We start from the raw sequence: 22,803 nt of genomic DNA on the forward strand, positions 1-22,803 counted from the left end.
ACGTCCAACAATCGTTACCTTCACGCAACGCACCCGGTAGTTACCAGCGGTAATGCATCGGGGTTACCGTCGGGTCACTTTGCACTGACACGCGTGAGGAGTGAACCGTGGTACGTCCGAAACCGGCACTGCGCACCACCGCTTCGATCACCACCGCCGCCGTCCTGCTCGCCGGGGCCGCGCTCGGCGCCGCCCCGGCCGCGACGGCCGCCCCCGCCGCGCCCGCGAGCACGACGGCGGGGGGCCTGACCTTCCACGACATCCCCGGGTCCGGTGGCATCACGCTCAAGGGCAACGTCTTCACCCCGGCCGGAGCCGCCGCCGGGGCGAAGCACCCCCTCATCGTCTTCCCGACGAGCTGGGCCATGCCGCAGATCGAGTACCTGGCGCAGGCTCAGAAGCTCGCCGACTCCGGTTACGTCGTGGTGAGTTACACCTCGCGCGGCTTCTGGCTCTCCGGCGGGGAGATCGAGGTGGCGGGGCCGCCGGACATCGCGGACGCCTCCGCCGTCATCGACTGGGCGCTGGAGCACACCTCCGCCGACCCCGACCGCATCGGCATGGGCGGCGTCTCCTACGGCGCGGGGATCAGCCTGCTGGCCGCCGGACACGACCCGCGCGTCAAGGCGGTCGCCGCGCTCAGCGGCTGGGCCGATCTGATCGACTCGATCTACAGCGGGCGCACCCAGCACCTCCAGGCGGCCGCCCTGCTCGGCGGCGCGGGCCTGGTCACGGGCCGGCCGAGCGACGAACTCACGCAGACGCTCAAGGACTTCCTCGGCTCCAAGCTGGAGAAGGAGCCGGAGATGATCGCCTGGGGCAAGAAGCGCTCCCCCGCGACCTACCTGGACGCGATCAACGCCAACGGCGCCGCCGTCATGATGGGCAACGCCTGGGGCGACACGATCTTCCCGCCCAACCAGTACGCCTCGTTCTACGACAAGCTCACCGGCCCCAAGCGGCTGGAGTTCCGCCCCGGCGACCACGCCACCGCCGAGCTGACCGGTCTGTTCGGACTGCCCAACGACACCTGGACGAACACCCGCCGCTGGTTCGACCGCTACCTCAAGGGCGAGCACAACGGCATCGACACCGAGCAGCCGGTCCAGCTCAAGTCCCGTACGGACAAGGGGTACGAGGGCTACCCGGACTGGAAGTCGGTCGGCGCGGCGCAGAACCGCATCCCGCTGGACGGCACCAAGAAGGTGTGGGCGAACGTCGACTCGGGCGCCAACGGCGGCATCACGCTGCTGTCCAACGCGCTGGACCAGTTCCTCAAGCTCCCGCCGATGGTCTCCGTACCGCTGCTGCCGCGCACGTTCGCGAGCGTGTGGCAGTCCGAGCGGTACGGGACCGAGCAGCGCGTCCGGGGGACGTCGCGGCTGCACACCACGGTCACCAGCACGAAACCGAGCGGCACCTTCGTCGCGTACCTCTACGACGTGGGGCCGCTCGGCGTCGGCAAGCTGGTGAGCAACGCTCCGTACACGTTCCACGGGCAGACGCCGGGCCGGCCGTTCCCCGTCGACCTGGAGCTGTACTCCACGGCCTACGACGTCCCGGCCGGACACCGGCTCGCCCTGGTGATCGACACCGTCGATCCGCTGTACATCGAGCACAACCCGACCGGCGCGCAGCTGACCTTCTCCTCGCCCGGCACGGACCCGAGTCATCTCTCGGTCCCGCTGCGCGAGAAGTGATCACCGGCTGCTGCCGGGCGGGCACTGCCCGGCTACTGCCCTCCCGGCAGCAGCGTTCCTGGTTCGGCCGGGCCCACCCCGGCCGCTCGGGTCTTCAGGTTGCGCCGCTCCCTCTTGGCCACCCAGGTGGCGAACCAGGAGAGAAGCATGCACAACCCGATGTAGATCGGTGAGATCACCATCACGACCGGGATGAAGGGAAGATCGTAGTCCAGGTTGGACGCGATGAGCTTCCCCGCGTGGAGGAATTCCTCGTAGGTGATCAGATAGCCGAGCGAGGTGTCCTTGAGCGCGACCACCAGCTGGCTGATGATGGTCGGCAGCATCGCCCGGATCGCCTGGGGCGCCAGGACGAAGGTGGTGACCTGCGTCTTGCGCATGCCGAGCGCGTACGCGGCCTCGCGCTGGCCCCGGTCCACGGAGTTGATCCCGGTGCGGAACACCTCCGCGAGGACCGAGCCGTTGTAGAGCGTGAGCCCGGCGACCAGGGCCGGGAGCGGCTGGACCTTCAGCGCCACGAAGATGAAGAAGATCATCACCAGGACCGGCATGGCACGGAAGAACTCGACCAGCACGGTGGAGAGCCAGCGCAGCACCCGGTGTTCGGAGAGCCGGCCGACCGCGAGGACCGCGCCGAGCGCGAGCGAGAGGACCGCCGCGTACGCGAACGCCTTGAGGGTGTTGCCGAGCCCGCGCAGCAGGAGTTCCTGGATGCCCTTGTACTCGAAGGGCGTCCACTTCTGCGCGGTGAACTGGTCGGTGTCGAACAGGAGGAAGACGATCCAGCCGAGGAGCGCGGCGATCAGGACCGTCGCGGCGATCCCGTACAGCCGGTGGCGTCTGCGGGCCACCGGTCCGGGGATGTCGTAGAGCGCGGTGGCCTCGGGCGCGGACGGCGCGCGGGTGCGGGTCTTGGTCATCGTGCCACTCCCCAGCGCTTCTCCATCACGGTGAACAGCGCGCTGATGGTCAGGGTGATGATGAGGTAGCCGACGGCGATCCAGATGAAGGACCAGATGATGCTGTACCCCAGCTCGTTGAGCGTCTTGTAGGTCCCGAGGAGTTCGGTGACGCTGAACGCGCCGGCGATCGCGGAGTTCTTCGCCAGCGCGATCAGCGTGGAGCCGACCGGCGGGATCACCGACCGGAACGCCTGTGGCAGCACCACGGCGGCCAGGGTCCGCCCGAAGCTCATCCCCAGGCTGCGGGCGGCCTCGCCCTGGCCCGTGGGGACGGTGTTGATGCCGGACCGCAGCACCTCGCAGATGAAGGCCGAGGTGTAGCAGCCGAGCGCGATGACGGCGAAGACCTGGAACGGCAGCACGAGCCCGAAGCGGGGCAGGCCGAGCAGGACGGCGAAGAACAGCAGGGTCAGCGGGGTGTTGCGGAGCACCGTGACCCAGACCGTCCCGAGCACCCGCAGGGCGCCGACGGGGGCGACCCGGAAGGATGCCATGAGGAAGCCGAGGGCGAGCGCCAGCAGCGACGCGTAGACGGTCAGCTGGACCGTCCCGAGGAAGCCCTTGCCGTAGAGGGAGAAGTTCTCTGTCAGTACGTCCATGGGTGGCCGTCCCCTCAGGTCGCCGGGTAGCGGTCGATGGGCGGCGGGTTCGGCGCGGGCGCCCCGGAGAGCCCCAGGGTCGCTTCGTACGCCTTCTTCCAGTTGCCGTTCTTCTCGTTGGCCTCCAGCGCGTCGTTGAGGGCGCCGCGCAGGGCGTTGTCGGCGCGCGGGACGCCGATGCCGTACGGCTCCTGGGAGAACGGCTTGCCGACGACCTTCATCTCGTCGGGCGCCTTGGCCGCGAAGCCCAGCAGGATGGCGTCGTCGGTGGTGACGGCGTCGACCTGGTAGGTGAGGAGGTTGTCGACGCAGATGGAGTACGTGTCGTACGCGACGAGGGTCGCCCGGGGGTAGTCGGCGGCGATGCGCTGGTAGGGCGTGGACCCGGCCGCCGAGCAGACCGTCCGGCCCGCGAGGTCCTGGGGGCCGTGGATGTCGTTCTCGTCGGTGCGCACCAGCAGCCCCTGGCCCGCCATGTAGTACGGGCCGGCGAAGCCGACGAGCTTCTTGCGCATGTCGTTGATGGTGTAGGTGCCGACGTAGTAGTCGATCTGGCCGTTCTGCAGGGCCGTCTCACGGTTGGCGGAGGCGATCGTGCGGAAGCGGAGCGTCTTCGGTTCGAAGCCGAGCGAGGCCGCCATCATGCGGGCGATCTCGATGTCGAACCCGGTGTACGCCCCGCTCGCCGGGTCCTTCTCCCCGAGGTAGGGCTGGTCCTCCTTGGCGCCGACCCGCAGGTAGCCGCGCTGTTTCGCTCGGGTCCAGGTGCGGGAGTCGGGCAGGTCGAAGGCGGTGTCGACCTGGTAGACGGGCAGTTCGTCGGCCTTGGGGCCCTTGACCGGCGGGCTGCCGTCCTTGCCGCAGCCGGCGGCGAGCGCCGCCAGCAGGAGGCCGGTTACGAGGGCGGCGGCCCTGCCCGCACGCGTGTTCTTCGTACGCAACATGGAACCCCCCTCAGTGCTTGAGGATCTTGGACAGGAAGTCCTTGGCGCGGTCGCTCGACGGGGACGTGAAGAAGTCCTCCGGAACGCGGTCCTCGACGACGCAGCCGTCGGCCATGAACACGACCCGGTTGGCGGCGGAACGGGCGAAGCCCATCTCATGGGTGACGACGATCATCGTCATCCCGTCCCGGGCCAGTTGCCGCATGACCTCCAGGACCTCGTTGATCATCTCCGGGTCGAGCGCCGAGGTGGGCTCGTCGAACAGGAGCGCCTTGGGGTCCATGGCCAGGGCGCGGGCGATGGCCACGCGCTGCTGCTGACCGCCGGAGAGCTGGGCGGGGAACTTGTCGGCGTGCGCGGCCAGTCCGACCCGCTCCAGCAGTTCCCGGGAGCGCCGGTCCGCCGCGCCCTTCTTGCGCTTGCGGACCTTGACCTGCGCCAGCGAGACGTTGTCCAGCACGGTCTTGTGCGCGAAGAGGTTGAACGACTGGAAGACCATGCCGACTTCGGCGCGCAGCTGGGCCAGGCCCTTGCCCTCGGCGGGCAGGGGCCGACCGTCGATGACGATGCTTCCGGACTCGACCGTCTCCAGCCGGTTGATCGCCCGGCACAGGGTGGATTTCCCGGAGCCGGAGGGGCCGATGACCACCACCACCTCCCCGCGGCCGACGGTGAGATTGATGTCCTGAAGTACGTGCAACTCCCCGAAGTATTTGTTGACGTCCCTCAGTTCGATCAACGGATCGACGGCCATGCGCTGCCCTACCCACTTGTCGCTGTGTCGAGGTCAGCGCAAACTATCCATCGCGAAAAGGGACTTCGCACCCGACACGCGTATATGGCGCATAAGGCTGTTTATCCCTCTTGGTGATGAACTCCGTGGCCGCTTCCCGCTGCGGGAGGTCAGTTCTCGGCCGACTCCGCGTAGATCTGGGAGAGCTCGGGGCTGCCGGACACGGCCCAGTCCAGCCCGGCCGCGACGACGTCGATCTCCCGGCCGGACTCCAGCCGCACCACGGGCTGCCCGCTCGGCCACACGTCCCACGCGGCGCCGGGGACGGTCCGCACGATCACCGTGCCGAGGTAGAGCCCGGCGTCGTTGCCGAGCCAGGGAAGCTCCTCGGCGTCCTCGCGCCAGCGCGGCGGCAACTGGTCCAGGGCGTCCAACGAGGCGACGCTGTCATCGAGTTCGAGCCCTTGCTGCCCCGCCCGGACACGCAGCAGCTCGCACTCGGCGAGCAGCTCGGCCACCCCGTCGGGGTCGGCCTCGACCGCGGCGGCGAGCGCGGCTCCCTGCGTACCACCCTGACGCTTACGCCAGTTGTCCAAGAAAGGGATGTTCATACCACTAGGGTCCCACCCCGCCCGCGCTCCGCACCACAGGGCGCGCGGGGGTGAGCGAGGACCGCCCACCCGGTACGGGCCGGGCGCCTCGCCGGCGGAGGCCGCGTGTTCCGGTCGGCCCGGCCTAACGCCCTGAGCACGACGACGGCATCACGGGTCGGCGAGTGGCGGTGCTCAGACGGCCGCTTCGGGACTCACCTCGATCAGGACCGCCTCCGGGATGTCCAGCGCTTCGACCAGCCGCTGCGCCGCATCGGCGGAGAAGAGCACCTGATTCGCACTGAGAAGGAACCCGGGTGTGGGCGGATTGTACGCCTCACGCTGGAAGGCGAACACGCCGCCGCCCGGCAGCGCGAAGGCGAAGCACAGCCATTCCGCCAAGCTGTCCAGCCCGACGTCGGGCCTCCCCCAACGCCGGTAGAGCGCGATGAGGTCGACCCGCACCAGCGCCAGATACCGGATGTCCCTCAACGGGAGCTCTCCATCCGGGATGCGGTACAAGCCCGCGAAGTCCGGCATCGTCTCCACCACTCACCTCACGCCCGCGCCGCCTGAGGGGGCGCCCCGCCCGAACAGATTCCCGGGCACAAAGTACCCGGTCCGATACGGTGTTGCGAGCGAAGGGTGGTGCCCGCTCGGCTACTTGCGGACGGTGAAGTAGTAGGTGACGGGCAGTTCGATCCTGAAGACCATCCCGTGCTCGCGGCGCAGATCCGCCACGCTGACGGAGGCGGGCTCTCTGAGGTACCGATGTGTCGGCGGGTCGTGGCGGGTGCTTGGGCCCGGTTCTTCGACCAGCTCGCGCGCTTGCCCACTGCGCACCTGATCCCAGGTGAGCGTGACGGCCCCACCTCGGAAGAGCTTTCTCGGCTCTCCGGTCCCCGGCCCTCGCGGATCCCCCGCTTCGCCTCGGTAGTAGGCGACGACCTCGCGTGCGTAGACGAAGTCGTGGCTGAAATTGATGAGGGAGCAGGCTCTGTCGCCCGCCGTGAGGATTCCCTCCACGGTGTCGGCCATGTGTCGCGGGTCGGCCCCGAAGTAGGCCGTGAGGGACATCATGCAGCGGATCTTGTACCGATCGTCCCCCGTCCGGAAGAACCACTCCGTCGATCTTCCGCGGAGCCACACGTCCTCCAGGACCACCAGTCCCAGCGTGAGCGGCGTTTCGGCGGCCCAGGCCGCGACGGTGTCCAGGCCCTCCGACTCGGCCTTCTGCCGCGCCGCCACCGCTTTCGGGCCGGCGCCCAGCTTGCGCACGGTCTTCTCACAGGGCGCGCGCCCGCGCACCAGAACGAGGGGCAGAAGGGCGAGCCGGAAGGGCAGGCCGAGCAACTCGCATATCCGCGTGCTCTTTTGCCGGCATGTGCCCGGCTCGTCGGCCACGGTCACGGCGACAGCGATCAGAAGCGAGACCAGGGCAATGATCGCGATCGAGACGACGGTCACCATGACGGCCATGGTGCGCCGATCGCGCACACCACCGATATCCGTACTGATACTCAGCGGACCCTGCTTCCGTGGAGAGGGCGGCCACCATTGCCGTCGCCCGCCGCGTGAGACCCCGCGGCGGGCTGTCCTAGAGTTCGCTCATGAGTGCGCAGACATATGTGTCGGAGCTGTTCTCGCTGGACGGGCGGGTCGCCGTCGTGACCGGGGGCAGCTCCGGGATCGGGCGGGCCATCGCGGGGGCTCTCGCCCGGGCCGGGGCGAGGGTGGTCGTGGCGGCTCGGCGGGAGACCGAACTGAAGGACACCGTCGAGGAGTTGACCGCCGACGGGTGCCGGGCCGCCTGGGTCAGCGCTGATCTGGGGGCCAGCGAGGGCGTGCGGGATGCCGCCGAGGGGGCGGTCGCCGCCTTCGGGGAGCCGGACATCCTCGTCAACTGCGCGGGTATCAACCTGCGGCCGCCCATGAGCGATCTCGGCGAGGACGTGTGGGACACCACCATGGCCGTGAACCTCAGGGCGCCCTTCCTGCTCGGGCAGCGGTTCGGGCCCGGGATGGCCGAGCGGGGGTACGGGCGGATCATCCACGTCAGTTCGCAGCAGGCCCACCGCGCCTTCGTGAGCAGCGGGGCGTACGGGGTGTCCAAGGGCGGGCTGGAGTCGCTGGCCCGGTCGCAGGCGGAGGCGTGGTCGCCGTACGGCGTCACCGTGAACACCCTGGTGCCCGGGTTCGTGCTGACCCCGCTGAACGCGCGCCTCCAGTCGGACCCGGAGAAGGTGGCGGCGCTCGCCGCCCGGACCATGGTCGGCCGCAACGGCCTCGCCGAGGATTTCGCGGGGGCCGCGGTGTTCCTGGCGGGCCGCTCCTCGGCGTACGTCACCGGGCAGTCGGTCTTCGTGGACGGCGGGTTCTCGGTGCACTGACGGCCGGCGGCGTCGTGCGGGCGGCGGGCTCGGTCGCCAGGTGTCGGCGCCGCGGGGGTGTCGCTGCCGCGCGGGCGCCGGCGTCGTGCGGGCGGCGGGCTCGGGCCACTGGTCGCCGGGGCTCGGCGGCGCGCTGCTATCGGTGTCGGGCGGGCGGCGGGCTCCGCCGCCCGGCGTCGGTGCCGCGAGAGCCCGCCGTCCGCCTCGGCCCCTACTGGTGCAGGGCCTGGGCCGCCTCGGCCACCGCTCGCTCGACCGCGGCGGACACGGTCTCCTTCTCCAGGCCGAGGCCGGTCAGCACGCCGGAGCCGCCCTCGAACTCCAGCAGGGCGAGCAGGATGTGCTCGGTGCCCACGTAGTTGTGGCCCAGGCGGAGCGCCTCGCGGAAGGTCAGCTCCAGGACCTTGCGGGAGTCCGCGTCGTACGGGACGAGTTCGGGCGTCTCGTCCACGGCGGCGGGCAGCACGGCGGTCGCGGCCGTGCGCAGCGCGTCCGGTGTCACGCCCTGGCCGGTGAGGACGCGGGCGGCGACGGCCTCGGGCTCGGCGAGCAGACCGAGGACCAGGTGGGCGGGGACGATCTCGGCGTGCCGGGCCGTCCGGGCCTCGTTGTGGGAGGCGACCACCACGTTGCGGGCGCGCGGGGTGAAACGGTTGAAGCCCTCGTTGGGATCCAGGTCCGAGGCGCCCTCGTTCTTCTTCGGCACGAAGCGCTTCTGGGCGGCCTGGCGGGTGACCCCCATGCTGCGGCCGATGTCGGTCCAGGAGGCGCCGGAGCGGCGGGCCTGGTCCACGAAGTGGCCGATCAGGTGGTCGGCCACGTCACCGAGGTGGTCGGCGGCGAGCACCGCGCCGGAGAGCTGTTCCAGGGCGTCGTCGTTGGTCTTCTTGATGGCCTCGATCAGGTCGTCGAGGCGTACGGAAGGCGTGGCGGGAAGAGGCTGCGTCATGTGACAACCGTAGGTTGACACCCGGCGGGTGTCAACCTTGGGTTGTCACGCGAATGCGCAGCCTCCGTCCGCCCTCCTCGACTCAGAGGTCGAGGTCGACCACCACCGGCGCGTGGTCCGAAGCGCCCTTCCCCTTGCGCTCCTCGCGGTCCACGTAGCTGTCCTTGACGGCGGCCGTGAAGGCGGCGTTGCCGTACGTCAGGTCGATCCGCATGCCCTTGTTCTTGGGGAACCGCAGCTCGCGGTAGTCCCAGAAGGTGTAGGCGCGGTCGTACTTCAGGGGGCGGGGCAGCACCTCGTCCAGCCCCTCCCCCTCCAGGGCGGTCAGGGCGGCGCGCTCGGCGGGGGTGACGTGGGTGGCGCCCTCGAACAGCGCCGGGTCCCAGACGTCCTCGTCGGTGGGGGCCACGTTGAAATCGCCCAGGACCGCGAAGGGCAGCGGTCCCGGCACGTCGGACGCGACGGCCTCGCGGAGGGCTTCCAGCCAGGCCAGCTTGTACGTGTAGTGGTCGTGCTCGACCTCGCGGCCGTTCGGCACGTACACCGACCACAGGCGCACCGGCCCGCAGGTCGCCGAGATCGCGCGGGGCTCCTGGACGCCCTCGTACTCCGGACCGCCGGGCAGACCGGTGACGACGTCGGTGAGGCCGACGCGGGAGAGCAGGGCGACCCCGTTCCACCGGCCCGTGGCGTTCACGGCGGACTCGTACCCCGCCTCGCGCAGGGCTTCGGCGGGGAACTGCTCGGCCGTGCACTTGGTCTCCTGGATGCACAGCACGTCGGTGCCGCTGCTCTCCAGCCAGGCCAGCAGCCTCGGCAGCCGGGCGGTGATCGAATTGACGTTCCAGGTGGCGATGCGCATGCTCCCCAACCTAGCCGCTCCCACTGACAGGCAGCGAAAACCCGCCGCCCGGCCGCCGTGCCCTCACAGCTCCGTGACGCCGCCCGGGGCCAGCCGGTCGTGGTCCGCGCCGCCCAGGGCCCCGATCTGGTGGTCGTAGACCGGCCGCGCCAGGTCGGTCAGCAGCGCGTCGTGGACGTCGATCGCGCGGCGCGGCTTCACCTCGCGTACGTAGTCGATCACCTCGGAGATCTTGCTCCAGGGGGCCATCACCGGCAGCAGCAGCGTGTCCACGGGCCGCTCGGGAACGGTCAGCGCGTCGCCGGGGTGGAAGACCGAACCGTCCACCAGGAAGCCGACGTTGGTGATCCGCGGGATGTCCGGGTGGATCACCGCGTGCAGTTCCCCGTGCACGGTGACGTCGAACCCGGCCGCCGAGAACGCGTCGCCGTCGCCCACCGTGTGCACCCGGCCCGGGAAGGCGGCCGTGAGCTGGTCGGCGACGCTGCGCAGCGTCCAGATCTCGGCCGCCGGGTTCGCCTCCAGGCCCGCCCGCAGCCGCGCCTCGTTGAAGTGGTCCGGATGCTCGTGCGTGACCAGCACGACGTCCGCGCCGAGTGCCGCGTCGTCCTCGGAGAAGCCCCCGGGGTCGATGACCAGGACCCGCCCCTCCTTCTCGATCCGGACGCAGGAGTGGGTCTTCTTGGTGAGGGTGAGTGCCCCGGGTGATGCGTTCATGGCTCCATCCTGCTACGCGGGCGGTGTGGTTTCCTCCTGGATCACCTTTCCCGCCACGGCGAACGCGGCCCCGGCTGCCGGGAGGCCGCAGTAGACGGCGGTCTGGAGGAGGATTTCCTTGATCTCGGCGGGCGTCAGGCCGTTGCGCAGGGCGGCGCGGGCGTGCGCGGCCAGGCCCTCCGGATGACCCGAGGCGACGAGCGCGGTGAGCGTGATGACGCTGCGGGTGCGGCGGTCGAGGCCGTCCCTGCTCCAGACCTCGCCCCAGGCGTACCGGGTGACCAATTCCTGGAAGTCCTCGGTGAAGGCGTCCGACGCGGCGTGCGCCGCGTCGACGTGGGAGTCCCCCAGCACCTCGCGGCGCACCCGCGTGCCCCGGTCGTACCGGTCGTCGGGCGCCGGTTCGGCGGCGTCGGGCACGGCGGCCGGCGCGATCTCGGCCACCGGGGCGAAGGAAGCGGCGGTGCCGGCGGCACCGGGGGCCTGGGGCAGCACGGGGATGGCGGCCGAGGTGTCCTGCTGCCAGGCGGTGGAGAAATGCGTCAGCAGCAGGTCGCTGACGGCGACGGGCTGTTCGACGGGGGCGAGGTGCGAGGCGCCGGGGACGAGCGCCAGGCGGGCGTCCGGTATCCCGGCGACCAGGGTGCGGGCCTCGGCGGGGCCGGTGACCTGGTCCTCCGCCCCGACCAGCACCAGGGTGGGGACGCCGATCCGGCCGAGTGCGCCGCGGATGTCGAACGCCGCGAGGGCCTCGCAGGCGGCGATGTAGCACCCGGGGTCGGTGGTGCGGACCATCTGCACGGCCCACTCGACGATGGCGGGCTGCGCGGCGGCGAAGCCGGGGGTGAACCAGCGTTCCGGGGCGGTGCGGGCCATCGGCTCCAGGCCGTTGGTGCGGACGATCACGCCGCGCTGGCGGAACTCGTCGGCCGTGCCGAACCGGGGCGAGGAGGCGACCAGCGCCAGCGAGGCGACCCGGTGCGGGTGGCGCAGCGCCAGGTCCGCGCCGACCGCCCCGCCGATCGAGCAGCCCGCGTAGCCGAACCGCTGGACCCCGAGCCCGTCCAGCGTCGCGAGCAGCCGGTCGGCCAGGTCGGCGACGGACGCCGCGGCGTGGGCGGGCGCGCCGCCGTGGCCGGGCAGGTCGTAGCGGAAGACCCGCCAGTGCTGGGACAGCTCGGGTATCTGGCGGTCCCACATGTGCCACGTCGTCCCGAGGGAGGGGCCGATGACCAGGACGGGGGCGTCCTCGGGCCCGTCGAACCGGTACTGGAGCGTCCGGGGCAGCTCGCCCGCGGCATGCGCCCCCTGGCCGCCGCCCGGCGGGACCGGCGCGATCGGCTGGGCCTGCGGATCCTGCGTGGCGTGTGCGCCCGGCGGTATGGGTGCGGCGTGTGCGCCCGGCGGTACGGGAGTGGCCTGCGCGTCCTGCGGTACGGGAGGGGCGAACGGGCCGGAAGAGCCCTGCGGCGCGGGAGGGGCGAACGGGCCGGAGGCACCCTGCGGTACGGGAGGGGCGTGCGCGCCCTGCGGTCCCGGGCCGTCCGCCGTCCCCGGACCCGGCGGCTGCGGCGCGAAGGGCCCCTGCGGGCCGGGTCCGGTCGGCGCCGTGGCCTGCGGGCCGGGCACGCGGCGCTCCGGCTGCGCAGAGACCGGAGCCTGCGGGAAGCCGGGCGTACCACCGCCGCCCGGGACCGGGTAGGTGGGGGCCGGGTCCGGGTACGGCTCCGGAGCGGCCGGCCGGGGCACGGCGTCCGGTCCCCCGTGCGGGGGCGGAACCGGAGCCGCACGGTGAGGCGCTCCGTGGTGCGGGGCGGGCCCGCCCGGGTGGGGGGCCTGCACGGGCTGCGGGGTCGTCTCGCTCACTTCGCTCACTCGCTCCAGGTTACTGAGCGCCCTTCCGGCCCCCGGGTCAGGGGGTCGCCGCCGATACGACGTAGACGACCGGACTGGCCGGATCGGTCATGTTGACGGTGACGGTCTGGGTGGGGCGCGGCTTCGTGTTTCGGTGCGTGGTGCTGGCCCAGCGCTCTCCGGCGCCGAACGACCAGCCGGTGATCTTGATGTCCCGTTGGCTGATGTCGATGGTGTCCGGCTCCAGGGCCGCACGGCCGGTGCCCATGCCGGACAGGAAGCGGTCGAGACCGGCGGAGGTCGTCCGGAACTTCGCGTACATCCGGCTGGCTTTCCAGTTGTTCGTCTCGTAGTACTGCACGCCCTGGCCGTTGCCGGGGATCGGGATCTCGAAGATCCGGCGCTGCATCTTCGAGGGCCAGCCCTCCCGGAGGCCCTGCGCGGACGCCTCCTCCGCCTTGCCCTGGCCCGAGCGACGGCTCTGGCCCGCGGAGATGAGCAGGTAGCCGGCCGGGATGCCGATCAGCAGCACGATGATCGTGGCGGTGATGAAGCGCCGCTTGAACACGCGCCGCGGGTCCTCGGGCGGCTTGCCCTCGCCGTCGCCCGGAGACTCCGACTGGTGCGGCACCACGGGGTGCTCGGCTGCGATCATGATCAGGTGGTCCCTACGGTGCTGCGGTCATGGCGTACGGAGACGGGGACGCCGAGGAGGGCGGCCGCGGTTCAGTCGACGGTACGGGTGGGCCGCGTGTTGCGGATGGTGCTCGCCGCCTGGTCGTAGATCTGGGCGTACCGCTCGTACCGCTCGACGCGGCGCCGGTTGGCCCGGCGGAAGCGGCGGGCGACCAGCCGGGCCAGGTCCGCGGCGCCGACCATACCCGCCTCGGGGCCGAGCTGCGCCTTCGCGATACGGGCCTCGGGGCGGTAGCCGCGGCCGGTGAGGTGGCGTTTGAAGGCGTCGCGGGCGGGGTTGATCAGGAGGTCGTCGGCGGCGCTGACACCGCCTCCGATGACGAAGCAGGAGGGGTCGAGCGCGGCGGCCAGGTTGGCGATGCCGACGCCGAGCCACTGGCCGATGTCCTGGAGGAGTTCGATGCACATCGCATCGCCCTCGCGGGCCAGTTCGGTGATGAGGGGCCCGGTGATGTCGGAGACGTTCCCCTTCACCCGGTCCAGCAGGTAGTGCGCCACCGGGGAGTCGGCGGCGGCCAGTTCCCGGGCCTCGCGGACCAGGGCGTTGCCGGAGCTGTACTGCTCCCAGCAGCCGCGGTTGCCGCAGGGGCAGCGGTGGCCCGAGGGGACCACCTGCATGTGGCCGAACTCACCGGCCACCCCGTACTTGCCGCGCTTGACCCGGCCGTCCTCCAGGATCGCGCCGCCGATGCCCGTACCGAGGGTGATCATGACGAGGTGGTCCTCGCCCCGGCCCGCTCCGAAGCGCCACTCCGCCCAGGCGGCGGTGTTGGCGTCGTTGTCGACCATGACGGGGACGACGAGGCGGGAGGCGAGGGCGTCGCGCAGGGGCTCGTCGCGCCAGGCCAGATGGGGGGCGAACAGCACCTTGGAGCGGTCGGCGTCCACCCAGCCCGCCGCGCCGATGCCGACGGCGTGGACGTCGTGCCGGTCGGAGAGGTCCAGGACCAGTTCGACGATGGTGTCCTCGACGACCTTGGGGCTCTTGGACTTGTCGGGCGTCTCGGTGCGCACCTGCTCCAGGATGGTGCCGTCCGCGTCGACGACGCCCGCCATCACCTTGGTGCCGCCGATGTCGATCCCGACCGTGGGGACCCGGGGGGCGGACAGGTGCGAGCGGCGTTCCTTGGTGCCGACGGTCTTGAGGACGGTGGCGCGGGCTGAGCCGCGGTGTGCGAAGTCGCGGTACGTGCTCATCGTCCCTGCGGGGTCTCGGGGCCCGGTCGCGGTCGCGGCCGGCGGCGGACGGCGCCCGCCGCGGTCGATTCTGCCACTGCCCGGACCCGGCCGACCGACGACCGGGGCCGGCCGCGCCGGAGCGGGCCCCGGGTCAGGGGGTGTCGTCGGTCGCGGTGGACGCGCCCGGGAGGGTGGGGGCCGGGGTGCGTTCCAGCTCGTGGCTGAGCTCCTCCAGCTCGCTGCCGCCCGCCATCTGCCGGGTCAGTTCGTCCAGCGTGATGTCGTCCTTGGTGTGGCTGCCGGACATCACGCCGCGCTTGAGGAGGACGAACCGGTCGCCGACGAGGTGGGCGTGGTGCGGGTTGTGCGTGATGAGGACCACGCCGAGCCCGGCGTCGCGGGCGGCCGCCACGTACTTGAGGACCACGCCGGACTGCTTCACGCCCAGTGCGGCGGTCGGCTCGTCCAGGACGAGGACCTTGGCGCCGAAGTAGACGGCGCGGGCGATGGCCACGCACTGGCGCTCGCCGCCGGACAGGGTGCCGATGGGCTGGTCGACGTCGCGCAGGTCGATGCCCATGCGGAGCAGTTCCGTACGGGTCGTCTCGCGCATCATGCGGACGTCGAGGCGCTTGAAGGGGCCGAAGCCGGTGGTGGGCTCGGAGCCGAGGAAGAAGTTCCGCCAGACCGGCATCAGCGGGACGACGGCGAGGTCCTGGTAGACGGTGGCGATGCCCCGGTCCAGGGCGTCGCGCGGGTTGGCGAGGACGGTCTCCTCGCCCTCGATCAGGAAGCGTCCGCCGTCGTGCCGGTGCAGCCCCGCGATGATCTTGATGAGGGTGGACTTCCCGGCGCCGTTGTCGCCGAGGACGCAGGTGATCTCCCCGGCGTGGACCTCCAGCGAGACGTGTTCCAGGGCCTTGATGTTGCCGTAGAACTTGGAGACGTCGTCCAGCTCGACCAGGGGTCCGGAACCGGTCGGCGGCTCCGCGTCGGCCTGGGCTCCGGCGGTCGCTCCCGCGGTGCTGTCGGGGGTGGCCGTCATGTCGTCGCCTCCGCGCGCTTGCGCACCCACGCGTTGAGCAGGGTGGCCAGGAGCAGCATGGCTCCCAGGAAGAATTTGAACCAGTCCGGGTTCCACTCGGCGTACACGATGCCCTTGCTGGTCATGCCGAAGATGAAGGCGCCGACCGCCGAGCCGATCGCGGAGCCGTAGCCGCCGGTGATCAGGCAGCCGCCGATGACGGCGGCGATGATGTACGTCAGCTCGTTGCCGACGCCCTCGCCGGACTGGACGACGTCGTAGCTGAACAGCAGGTGCTGGCCGGAGACCCAGGCGGCGAAGGCGACGCCCAGGTACAGCCCGATCTTGGTGCGGATGACCGGGACGCCGACCGCGCGGGCGGCGTCTGCCTCGCCGCCGACGGCGAAGATCCAGTTGCCGAAGCGGGTACGGAGCAGGATCCAGGTGGCGACGGCGACCAGGGCGATCCACCACAGGATCGTCACCTTGAGCTGGATGCTTCCGAGGGTCAGTGTGGAGGCGAACAGGGCGTGGGCCGAGTCGAAGCCCTCCATGTCGCCGATGCCCTTGGTGGAGACGGTGCCGCTGATCAGCTTGGTGAAGCCGAGGTTCAGGCCGGTCAGCATCAGGAAGGTGCCGAGCGTGATGATGAAGCTGGGCAGTTTGGTGCGGGTCAGCATGAAGCCGTTGAACGCGCCGATGGCGAGCGTGACGAGCAGCGAGACGAGGACGCCGACCCAGACGTTGGCCGTCATCTGGTAGCTGAACATCGAGGAGACCAGCGCCGAGCTGGTCACCAGGACACCGGCCGAGAGGTCGAACTCGCCGCCGATCATCAGCAGCGCGACCGGGGCGGCCATGATGCCGAGGACGGAGGCCGCGTACAGCACGGTGCCGAAGCTGGAGGCCCGCAGGAAGCTGTCGGCGACGATCGCGAAGAACAGGAAGACGGCGGCGGCGCCGACGACCGAGCCCAGTTCGGGGCGGCCGAGGAGCTTGCGCAGCGGCGAGGTGCGCACCAGGCGTTCGTCGGGACGGTCCGGCGCGGCGGTGGAGCCGCTCATCGGGTGCCCCGCTTGGTGAAGTCGGCGAGGGCGTCGGCGTCGTCCTTGGTGATCACCTGGGGTCCGGTGAGGACGGGCAGGCCGCCGCCGAGCACGTTGCGGTTGTAGCGGTAGAGCCAGAGCAGGTCGACGGCCTGGTAGCCCTGGAGGTAGGGCTGCTGGTCGACGGCGAAGCCGAGCTTGTCGCTCTGGAGGCCGGTGGCCACCTTGGCGTTGAGGTCGAAGGTGTCGATCTCGGCCTTGCTGCCCGCCGTCTGCTTGGCCTGGACGGCCGCGTCGGCGAAGGGGGCGCCGAGGGTGACGACCGCGTCGATGTCCTGGTCGGACTGGAGCTTGGCCTCGATGGACGCGGTGACGTCGGGCATGTTGGTGCCGTCGACGTACAGGTTCTGCAGGGTGCCGTCGAAGGTCTTCTTCGCTCCGGCGCAGCGCTGCTCGTGGCCGACGTTGCCCTGCTCGTGGAGGACGCACAGGGCCTTCTTGCGGCCCCGGGCGTTCAGCTCGTCGCCGACGGCCTCGCCGGCGATCGCCTCGTCCTGGCCGATGTGGGTGAGCGCCCCGAACTCCTTGGACTCGGCGGAGCCGGAGTTGACGGTGACGACCGGGATGCCCGCCTTGACGGCCTTGGCGACCACGGCCTTCATCGCGTCGGGCTTGGCCAGCGAGACGATCAGCCCGTCGACCTTCTTGTCGATCGCGGTCTGGACGAGCTGGGCCTGCTGGTTGCCCTCGTCGTTGTGCGAGTAGATGAAGTTGATGTTGTCCTTGAGGGCGGCCTGCTCGGCGCCCTTCTGGACGATGTCCCAGAAGGTGTCGCCGTCGCCCGAGTGGGTGACCATCGCGAAGGTCCAGCGCGGCGTGTTCACCGCGGACCGCCCCTCGGCGGCGGCGGCCGCGCGTTCCTCGGCGCGCTTGCCGCCGGTGCTGCTGCATCCCGCGAGGGAGGCGACCAGCGCCACTGCCAGCACGGCGCCCATCGCGCGTACCCCTGTCCGAACCCTTGCCACGACGCCCGTGCCCTTCTTCATACTGCTCGCTGTGCGCTTCGCTCGACCGGGCCGGATTGTGTACGGCCCCGGGCCGCTGCCCAAGTATCCCCGAGCGCCCGACGGACACGGAGCCTGGGGCACGGGGCGGCCGAGCGCAACCCGTGTGCCCGGACTGTTTCGGCTCGTACGGCGGCGGGGGACGGGCCTTCGCGCGGGGCGCCGCGCCTCAGGGGCGGGCCAGGAGATGGAACTCGAACGCGTACCGCGTCGCCCGGTAGACGTGTGAGCCGAACTCGACCACCCGCCCCGTGGCGTCGTACGTGATCCGTTCCATCGTCAGCAGCGGCGCTCCCGGCTCCTCGTCCAGGGCGGCGGCCTCCTGTGCGGTCGCGGCGCGCGCGCCCACGGACTGGCGGGCGCTGTGCAGGGTGATCCCGGCCGCCCGCAGCAGGCGGTAGAGGCCGGTCGCCTCCAGCTCCTCGGTGCGCGGGGACAGCAGCCCCGGCGGCAGATGGTTGCGCAGGAGGGCCATCGGTTCGCCGTGGGCGCCGCGCAGCCGCTCGACGAGGAGCACCTCGCTGCCCTCCGCGACGCCGAGCGCGGCGGCAGCCTCGGCGCCCGCCGGTTCCGCGGTGGCGCGCAGCACGGTGGTGGTGGGGCGCTGTCCCGCCTCCTCCAGGTCGTCGTAGAGCGAGCTGAGCTCCAGCGGGCGGCGGACCCGGCGGTGGACGACCTGGGTGCCGACGCCCCGGCGGCGCACCATCAGGCCCTTGTCCACCAGCGACTGGATGGCCTGGCGGACGGTCGGCCGGGACAGGCCGAGGCGGGCGGCGAGGTCGATCTCGTTCCCGAGCAGGGTGCCGGGGGCCAGCCGGCCCTCCTCCACGGCGGCCTCCAGCTGCTGCGCCAGCTGGAAGTAGAGCGGCACCGGGCTGGTGCGGTCCACGCTCAGCGGCAGCGGCCGGTCGGTTCCATGTGCGGTCACGGGGCGAGCGTAGTTCGCTTGTCCGGACAAAGCCATGGCACGTCGGTCCGTGCACCACTGCCGGGCGGACCGCCATTTGTCAGGACAAACGCTTGACATGACGACCGGGCTGACGAGACCTTGGGCCCATGCGCATCGGACTGATCGGAACGGGACGGATCGGCACATTCCATGCGGAGGCGCTGAGCCGCCACCCTGTCGTGGACGCCCTGCTGCTGGCGGACGCGGACCCCGAACGGGCGGCGCGCACCGCCGTACGGACCGGGGCGTCGGCCGTCGCGGTGGAGGACCTGTTCACCGGGGCGGGCGGGGCCCGGGGGCTGCCCGACGCCGTGGTGATCTGTTCGGCGACCTCGGCCCACGCCGGGCTCATCGCGCGAGCGGCCCGCGCCGGGCTGCCGGTCTTCTGCGAGAAGCCGATCGCGCTGGACCTGCCCGGCACGCTGGCCGCCCTGGCGGAGGTCGAGGCGGCGGGCAGCGTGCTCCAGCTCGGCTTCATGCGGCGCTTCGACGCGGGGTACGGCGAGGCGAGGGCGGCGGTGGCGGAGGGGAGGCTCGGCCGGCTGCACACCGTGCGGGCGACCACCTCGGACCCGGCCCCGCCGCCCGCCGCCTACCTCCCGCTCTCCGGCGGGCTGTACCGCGACTGCCTCGTGCACGACTTCGACATCCTGCGCTGGGTGACGGGCCGGGAGGTGGGCGAGGTGTACGCCACCGGGTCCGACGCCGGGCCCGCGATGTTCCGGGCGGCCGGGGACGTGGACACCGCCGCCGTCCTGCTCACCCTGGACGACGGGACGCTCGCCACCGCCACCGCGACCCGGTGCAACGGCGCCGGGTACGACGTACGGATGGAGCTGGCCGGGGAGCTGGACCAGCTCGCCGTCGGCCTGGACGACCGCACGCCGCTGACCTCGGCCGAGCCGGACGGCCCCGGCGCCCCGGCGAAGCCCTGGCCGGGGTTCCTGGAGCGGTTCGCCCCGGCGTACGAGGCGGAGCTGGACGCGTTCCTGCGCGTGGTCCGCGGCGAGCTGGCCAATCCGTGCGACGGGCGAGAGGCCCTGCACGCCCTGCGGATTGCGGAGGCGTGCGAGATCTCCCGCCGGGAGCGGCGGCCGGTCGCCATGACGGAGATCCCCGGCGGCTGAGCCGGACCCGCCCGGGGCCCTCGGGGGCCGGACGAGACGGCGCGGGGCTGTCCCGTGCGGGCAGGGCTATCCGGTGCGGGCAGGCGACGCCCGCCCGCACCGCACCGTCGTGCGGCGGCCGCCCCCGCTACCAGGCGACCGGCAGGGTCAGCGGCCCCCGGATGAGCATCCCCGAGCGCCATTCCAGCGTCGCCGGGTCGGCGGCCGGCCGCAGGTCCGGGCAGCGTTCCAGCAGCGACCGGATCGCGATCCGGGCCTCGATGCGGGCCAGCGGCGCGCCCAGGCAGTAGTGGATGCCGTGGCCGAAGGCGAGGTGGCCCCGGGCGTCACGGGTGATGTCGAACCGTGACCCGTCGGGGTAGCGCGCCGGGTCCCGGTTGGCGTCCGACAGGGCGACAAGCACCAGCTCGCCGCCGCCGGGGATCACCGTCCCGCCGATCTCGACCGGTTCGGTGGTGAAGCGGTACGTGGGGGTCTCCACCGGCCCCTCGAACCGCAGGATCTCCTCCACCGCGTTGTCGATCAGGGAGAAGTCGGCTCGCAGCAGGGCCAGTTGGTCGGGATGGGCGAGGAGGTGGTGCACGCCGTTGGTGATGAGGTTGACGGTGGTCTCGTGCCCGGCGACCAGCAACAGCCAGGCCATGCCGACCAGTTCGTCGCCGGAGAGCTGGTCGCCGTCCTCGTCGGCGGTGTGGATGAGCGCGCTCAGCAGGTCGTCGTCACCGGACTGCGCGCGCTTGTCGTCCAGCAGTCCGGAGATGTACGCGGTCATCGCCTCGGCCGACGCGGCGCGCACGGCGCGGTCGGTGGAGGAGAGCGCCCGGCCGGACCAGGTGCGGAACTTCTCCCGGTCCAGGGACGGGACGCCGAGCAGCTCGCAGATCACCGACATGGGCAGCGGGAAGGAGAGCGCCTCGACGAGGTCCGCCGTGCGGTCCGGGGCGGAGAGCATCGTGTCGAGCAGGGCGTCGGTCATCTCCTGGACGCGTGGCGCGAGCCGCTCCATCCGGCGCGGAGTGAACTCGCGGGCGACGAGTTTGCGCAGCCGGGTGTGGTCGGGGGCGTCCGTGCTGAGCATCGAGGTGCCGGAGGAGACCTTGACGACGCCGAGCGCGGGCGAGGCGCGGCTCCAGTGCTTGGAGAAGCGCTGGTCGGCGAGGAGGGTGCGGCCGAGTTCGTGGCCGACGACGAGCCAGGCGTCCGCGCCCTCGGGGATCCGCACCCGGTGGACCGGGCCCTTCTCCCGCAGCGCGGCGTAGACGGGGTAGGGGTCGCGGGTGAACTGCTCGCCGAACGCGGCGAGATCGGTCAGGGGTTCGGTGGCCAACACGGTTCCCTTCGAGAGGTGTCACATCCCGGACCGGTGGGGGCAGCGGCCCTCACCAGCACACCGGCAGCGTCCGCACCCCGCGCATCAACAGGCCCGGCAGCCAGTCCGGTTCGCCGCCGAACGGGTCGCGGGCGAGGCCGGGGAAGCGTTCCAGCAGGGCGGCGACGGCGATGCGGGCCTCCATCCGGGCGAGCGGTGCGCCCAGGCAGTAGTGCGCGCCGTGGCCGAAGCCGAGGTGCCCCTGGGGCTCGCGCCGGATGTCGAAGGCGTCCGCGTCGGGGAAGCGGGCGGGGTCGCGGTCGGCGGAGGCCAGGGCGACGAGCACCGCCTCGTCGCGCGGGATCACGGTGGATCCGATCCGCACGTCCTCGCGGGCGAAGCGGAAGGTGGCGGTCTCCACCGGGCCGTCGTAGCGGAGCATCTCCTCCACCGCACCGTCGATGAGTTCCGGTTCGGCCCGCAGCAGGGCGAGTTGGCGCGGGTGGTCGAGCAGCGCCCGGACGCCGTTGGCGATCAGATTGACGGTGGTCTCGTGCCCGGCGACCAGCAACAGGAACGCCATGCCGACGAGTTCGGCGGACGAGAGCCGGTCGCCGTCCTCGTCGGCGGCGTGGATGAGCGCGCTCAGCAGGTCGTCCCCGGGCGAGCGGCGTTTGCCGGCGATGAGCTCGACGAGGTAGTCGCTCATCGCACCGGCCGGGTCGGCGTCGCGCTGCTCCCGGGTGGGAGTGACGATGCCGTTCGAGAGCGCCCGGAAGGCGTCGCGGTCGATGTCGGGGACGCCGAGGAGTTCGCAGATCACGGTCATCGGCAGCGGGAAGGCGAGCGCGTCGACCAGGTCGGCGGAGCCCCGGGCCTCCATCGCGTCGAGGAGCTGCCCGGTGACCTCGGTGACGCGCGGGCGCAGCGCCTCGACGCGCCGGGCGGTGAACTCGCGGACGACGAGCCGGCGCAGCCGTGTGTGGTGCGGGGCGTCCAGCTCCAGCATGTTGGCGCTGAGCAGGGCCTCGGACGCCTCCCAACGGCCGGTGGTGCGCCAGTCCTTGCCGAACCGCTGGTCGGCGAGTGCGGCGCGGCCCTCCTCGTATCCGACGATCAGCCAGATCCGCTCCATGTCCTCGGTGCGCACGATGTGCACGGGGCCCTCGGCGCGGAGCTTGGCGTAGTACGGATACGGGTCGGAGGTGAACTCCGGCAGGTTCCGCAGATCGAGCACGGCCATGGTGGGCAGCCCCTCTCCCGTCGCGGGCCCGTCCCGGTCCGGACCGCTGCGGTCAGCGTAGATCGCCTTCCTGTCCGTCCGTGTCGAGGAGGCCCGCGTCGTGGACCAACAGGGCGATCTGGACGCGGTTGTTGAGATCCAGTTTGGCGAGAATCCGTGAGACGTGCGTCTTGACGGTGGCGACGCTGAGGTACAGCGAACCCGCGATCTCGGCGTTGGAGCCGCCACGTCCGACGGCGACGGCGACCTCCCGCTCCCGCTCGGCGAGTTGGTCGAAACGCCTGCGTGCGCGGGCGGCGCGGTCTGCCCGGTCGTCGCCTCCGCCGCCTGCGGCGCGGGCCATCAACTGGCGGGTGACGGTGGGCGAGAGCACCGGGTCCCCGGCGGCGACCCGGCGGACTGAGTCGAGGATCAGGGCCGGCGGGGTGTCTTTCAGGACGAATCCGGCCGCCCCGGCCCGGATCGCCCGCAGCACCTGCTCGTCGGCGTGGAAGGTGGTGAGGACGACGACCTCGGGGGCGTCGGGGCGTCGGCGCAGCCGTTCGGTGGCGGTGAGCCCGTCCATGACCGGCATCCGGATGTCCATCAGGACCACGTCGGGGCGCAGGCGTTCGACCAGTTCCTCGACCTCGCTGCCGTCCGCGCCCTCCCCGACGATGTCGACGCCCTGGCCGCCGCCGAGCATGAGGGTCAGCCCCGCCCGGACCAGCGGGTCGTCGTCGACGATCAGCAGCCGGACGGGCGGGGGCGTGGCGGAGTCCGGGGACGGCGGGGACGGCGGGGACGGCGGGGTGATCATGACGGCCACCGTAGCCAGCCGGTGCCCGTACCCGACCGGCCGGTGCCCTTGTCCGACCGGAAGGCAC

At 71.8% G+C, this 22,803-nt stretch carries 23 protein-coding genes; 3 read left to right on the top strand and 20 right to left on the bottom strand.

The window, feature by feature from the left end:
• Positions 1-107: 107 nt before the first annotated feature.
• Positions 108-1,700, top strand: a complete 1,593-nt coding sequence (locus IF19_RS0100395) for a CocE/NonD family hydrolase (RefSeq protein WP_030277394.1) — start codon at positions 108-110, stop codon at positions 1,698-1,700.
• Positions 1,701-1,732: 32 nt separating this feature from the next.
• Here the strand turns inward: IF19_RS0100395 and IF19_RS0100400 are convergent, their stop codons facing one another.
• The 7 genes from IF19_RS0100400 to IF19_RS0100430 all read right to left on the bottom strand — a co-directional run bounded on the left by IF19_RS0100400 (position 1,733) and on the right by IF19_RS0100430 (position 6,998).
• Entirely contained in the window at positions 1,733-2,620 is an 888-nt protein-coding gene (locus IF19_RS0100400) for an amino acid ABC transporter permease (RefSeq protein ID WP_030112553.1), read from the bottom strand.
• The gene (locus tag IF19_RS0100405; protein ID WP_030112554.1) at positions 2,617-3,261 is read right to left on the bottom strand and encodes an amino acid ABC transporter permease; all 645 of its coding nucleotides are present in this window, start codon (positions 3,259-3,261) and stop codon (positions 2,617-2,619) included. The genes IF19_RS0100400 and IF19_RS0100405 overlap by 4 nt, the downstream gene beginning before the upstream one ends.
• Before the next feature lie 14 nt (positions 3,262-3,275).
• Positions 3,276-4,205, bottom strand: coding sequence for a glutamate ABC transporter substrate-binding protein (locus IF19_RS0100410; RefSeq protein WP_030112555.1), 930 nt, complete (start codon positions 4,203-4,205; stop codon positions 3,276-3,278).
• Positions 4,206-4,215: 10 nt separating this feature from the next.
• Positions 4,216-4,959 carry an amino acid ABC transporter ATP-binding protein gene (locus tag IF19_RS0100415; protein ID WP_030112556.1) on the bottom strand — a complete coding sequence of 248 codons (744 nt, stop codon included), beginning with the start codon at positions 4,957-4,959 and terminating at the stop codon, positions 4,216-4,218.
• Between the two features lie 149 nt (positions 4,960-5,108).
• Positions 5,109-5,549, bottom strand: a complete 441-nt coding sequence (locus tag IF19_RS0100420; RefSeq protein ID WP_030112557.1) for a DUF6278 family protein — start codon at positions 5,547-5,549, stop codon at positions 5,109-5,111.
• 174 nt (positions 5,550-5,723) lie between these two features.
• Complete coding sequence (locus IF19_RS0100425; RefSeq protein WP_030112558.1) at positions 5,724-6,068, bottom strand: hypothetical protein; 345 nt, start codon at positions 6,066-6,068, stop codon at positions 5,724-5,726.
• Between the two features lie 120 nt (positions 6,069-6,188).
• Positions 6,189-6,998, bottom strand: coding sequence for a hypothetical protein (locus IF19_RS0100430; protein WP_128647556.1), 810 nt, complete (start codon positions 6,996-6,998; stop codon positions 6,189-6,191).
• A 140-nt stretch (positions 6,999-7,138) separates the two neighbouring features.
• Here IF19_RS0100430 and IF19_RS0100435 point away from each other — a divergent pair, with 140 nt between their 5' ends.
• Positions 7,139-7,918, top strand: coding sequence for an SDR family NAD(P)-dependent oxidoreductase (locus IF19_RS0100435; protein WP_030112560.1), 780 nt, complete (start codon positions 7,139-7,141; stop codon positions 7,916-7,918).
• A 211-nt stretch (positions 7,919-8,129) separates the two neighbouring features.
• Here the strand turns inward: IF19_RS0100435 and IF19_RS0100440 are convergent, their stop codons facing one another.
• The 10 genes from IF19_RS0100440 to IF19_RS0100485 all read right to left on the bottom strand — a co-directional run bounded on the left by IF19_RS0100440 (position 8,130) and on the right by IF19_RS0100485 (position 18,237).
• Positions 8,130-8,867 (bottom strand): Clp protease N-terminal domain-containing protein, encoded by a 738-nt coding sequence (locus IF19_RS0100440; protein ID WP_030112561.1) that lies wholly within the window; start codon positions 8,865-8,867, stop codon positions 8,130-8,132.
• An 82-nt stretch (positions 8,868-8,949) separates the two neighbouring features.
• Complete coding sequence (locus IF19_RS0100445; protein WP_030112562.1) at positions 8,950-9,729, bottom strand: exodeoxyribonuclease III; 780 nt, start codon at positions 9,727-9,729, stop codon at positions 8,950-8,952.
• A gap of 63 nt (positions 9,730-9,792) precedes the next feature.
• Positions 9,793-10,446 (bottom strand): MBL fold metallo-hydrolase, encoded by a 654-nt coding sequence (locus IF19_RS0100450; RefSeq protein WP_030112563.1) that lies wholly within the window; start codon positions 10,444-10,446, stop codon positions 9,793-9,795.
• A 12-nt stretch (positions 10,447-10,458) separates the two neighbouring features.
• On the bottom strand, positions 10,459-11,733 hold the full coding sequence (pcaDC, locus tag IF19_RS0100455) for a bifunctional 3-oxoadipate enol-lactonase/4-carboxymuconolactone decarboxylase PcaDC (protein ID WP_030112564.1): 1,275 nt from the start codon (positions 11,731-11,733) through the stop codon (positions 10,459-10,461).
• Positions 11,734-12,358: 625 nt separating this feature from the next.
• Positions 12,359-12,955, bottom strand: a complete 597-nt coding sequence (locus tag IF19_RS0100460; protein WP_030112565.1) for a hypothetical protein — start codon at positions 12,953-12,955, stop codon at positions 12,359-12,361.
• Between the two features lie 71 nt (positions 12,956-13,026).
• A complete protein-coding gene (locus tag IF19_RS0100465; RefSeq protein ID WP_030112566.1) occupies positions 13,027-14,193 on the bottom strand; it encodes an ROK family glucokinase in 1,167 nt (388 codons plus the stop codon).
• Between the two features lie 133 nt (positions 14,194-14,326).
• Entirely contained in the window at positions 14,327-15,220 is an 894-nt protein-coding gene (locus IF19_RS0100470) for an ATP-binding cassette domain-containing protein (protein ID WP_030112567.1), read from the bottom strand.
• Positions 15,217-16,263 carry an ABC transporter permease gene (locus IF19_RS0100475; RefSeq protein ID WP_030187718.1) on the bottom strand — a complete coding sequence of 349 codons (1,047 nt, stop codon included), beginning with the start codon at positions 16,261-16,263 and terminating at the stop codon, positions 15,217-15,219. The genes IF19_RS0100470 and IF19_RS0100475 overlap by 4 nt, the downstream gene beginning before the upstream one ends.
• Entirely contained in the window at positions 16,260-17,270 is a 1,011-nt protein-coding gene (locus IF19_RS0100480) for a sugar ABC transporter substrate-binding protein (RefSeq protein WP_440211023.1), read from the bottom strand. Before IF19_RS0100480 ends, IF19_RS0100475 begins: the two co-directional genes overlap by 4 nt.
• 208 nt (positions 17,271-17,478) lie before the next feature.
• The gene (locus IF19_RS0100485) at positions 17,479-18,237 is read right to left on the bottom strand and encodes a GntR family transcriptional regulator (RefSeq protein WP_030119921.1); all 759 of its coding nucleotides are present in this window, start codon (positions 18,235-18,237) and stop codon (positions 17,479-17,481) included.
• A 128-nt stretch (positions 18,238-18,365) separates the two neighbouring features.
• Between IF19_RS0100485 and IF19_RS0100490 the strand changes: the two genes are divergently transcribed.
• Positions 18,366-19,385, top strand: a complete 1,020-nt coding sequence (locus tag IF19_RS0100490) for a Gfo/Idh/MocA family protein (protein WP_030277392.1) — start codon at positions 18,366-18,368, stop codon at positions 19,383-19,385.
• 127 nt (positions 19,386-19,512) lie between these two features.
• Here the strand turns inward: IF19_RS0100490 and IF19_RS0100495 are convergent, their stop codons facing one another.
• The 3 genes from IF19_RS0100495 to IF19_RS0100505 are packed head-to-tail and all read right to left on the bottom strand — an operon-like array spanning position 19,513 to position 22,736.
• Positions 19,513-20,712, bottom strand: a complete 1,200-nt coding sequence (locus tag IF19_RS0100495; RefSeq protein WP_030112573.1) for a cytochrome P450 family protein — start codon at positions 20,710-20,712, stop codon at positions 19,513-19,515.
• 52 nt (positions 20,713-20,764) lie between these two features.
• Positions 20,765-21,937 carry a cytochrome P450 family protein gene (locus IF19_RS0100500; RefSeq protein WP_030112574.1) on the bottom strand — a complete coding sequence of 391 codons (1,173 nt, stop codon included), beginning with the start codon at positions 21,935-21,937 and terminating at the stop codon, positions 20,765-20,767.
• Positions 21,938-21,989: 52 nt separating this feature from the next.
• Positions 21,990-22,736 carry a response regulator transcription factor gene (locus IF19_RS0100505; RefSeq protein WP_030277391.1) on the bottom strand — a complete coding sequence of 249 codons (747 nt, stop codon included), beginning with the start codon at positions 22,734-22,736 and terminating at the stop codon, positions 21,990-21,992.
• Positions 22,737-22,803: the final 67 nt, after the last annotated feature.

Origin of the sequence: Streptomyces californicus, from assembly GCF_000717645.1 — a bacterium.
Taxonomy (GTDB): domain Bacteria; phylum Actinomycetota; class Actinomycetes; order Streptomycetales; family Streptomycetaceae; genus Streptomyces; species Streptomyces californicus.

What these genes read in the sequence shown, in the direction of transcription:
- IF19_RS0100400 (WP_030112553.1), bottom strand. Translation starts at nt 2,620, where the DNA reads ATGACCAAGACCCGCACCCGCGCGCCGTCCGCGCCCGAGGCCACCGCG.
- IF19_RS0100405 (WP_030112554.1), bottom strand. Translation starts at nt 3,261, where the DNA reads ATGGACGTACTGACAGAGAACTTCTCCCTCTACGGCAAGGGCTTCCTC.
- IF19_RS0100410 (WP_030112555.1), bottom strand. Translation starts at nt 4,205, where the DNA reads ATGTTGCGTACGAAGAACACGCGTGCGGGCAGGGCCGCCGCCCTCGTA.
- IF19_RS0100415 (WP_030112556.1), bottom strand. Translation starts at nt 4,959, where the DNA reads ATGGCCGTCGATCCGTTGATCGAACTGAGGGACGTCAACAAATACTTC.
- IF19_RS0100420 (WP_030112557.1), bottom strand. Translation starts at nt 5,549, where the DNA reads ATGAACATCCCTTTCTTGGACAACTGGCGTAAGCGTCAGGGTGGTACG.
- IF19_RS0100425 (WP_030112558.1), bottom strand. Translation starts at nt 6,068, where the DNA reads ATGCCGGACTTCGCGGGCTTGTACCGCATCCCGGATGGAGAGCTCCCG.
- IF19_RS0100430 (WP_128647556.1), bottom strand. Translation starts at nt 6,998, where the DNA reads ATGGTGACCGTCGTCTCGATCGCGATCATTGCCCTGGTCTCGCTTCTG.
- IF19_RS0100435 (WP_030112560.1), top strand. Translation starts at nt 7,139, where the DNA reads ATGAGTGCGCAGACATATGTGTCGGAGCTGTTCTCGCTGGACGGGCGG.
- IF19_RS0100440 (WP_030112561.1), bottom strand. Translation starts at nt 8,867, where the DNA reads ATGACGCAGCCTCTTCCCGCCACGCCTTCCGTACGCCTCGACGACCTG.
- IF19_RS0100445 (WP_030112562.1), bottom strand. Translation starts at nt 9,729, where the DNA reads ATGCGCATCGCCACCTGGAACGTCAATTCGATCACCGCCCGGCTGCCG.
- IF19_RS0100450 (WP_030112563.1), bottom strand. Translation starts at nt 10,446, where the DNA reads ATGAACGCATCACCCGGGGCACTCACCCTCACCAAGAAGACCCACTCC.
- IF19_RS0100460 (WP_030112565.1), bottom strand. Translation starts at nt 12,955, where the DNA reads ATGATCGCAGCCGAGCACCCCGTGGTGCCGCACCAGTCGGAGTCTCCG.
- IF19_RS0100465 (WP_030112566.1), bottom strand. Translation starts at nt 14,193, where the DNA reads ATGAGCACGTACCGCGACTTCGCACACCGCGGCTCAGCCCGCGCCACC.
- IF19_RS0100470 (WP_030112567.1), bottom strand. Translation starts at nt 15,220, where the DNA reads ATGACGGCCACCCCCGACAGCACCGCGGGAGCGACCGCCGGAGCCCAG.
- IF19_RS0100475 (WP_030187718.1), bottom strand. Translation starts at nt 16,263, where the DNA reads ATGAGCGGCTCCACCGCCGCGCCGGACCGTCCCGACGAACGCCTGGTG.
- IF19_RS0100490 (WP_030277392.1), top strand. Translation starts at nt 18,366, where the DNA reads ATGCGCATCGGACTGATCGGAACGGGACGGATCGGCACATTCCATGCG.
- IF19_RS0100500 (WP_030112574.1), bottom strand. Translation starts at nt 21,937, where the DNA reads ATGGCCGTGCTCGATCTGCGGAACCTGCCGGAGTTCACCTCCGACCCG.
- IF19_RS0100505 (WP_030277391.1), bottom strand. Translation starts at nt 22,736, where the DNA reads ATGATCACCCCGCCGTCCCCGCCGTCCCCGCCGTCCCCGGACTCCGCC.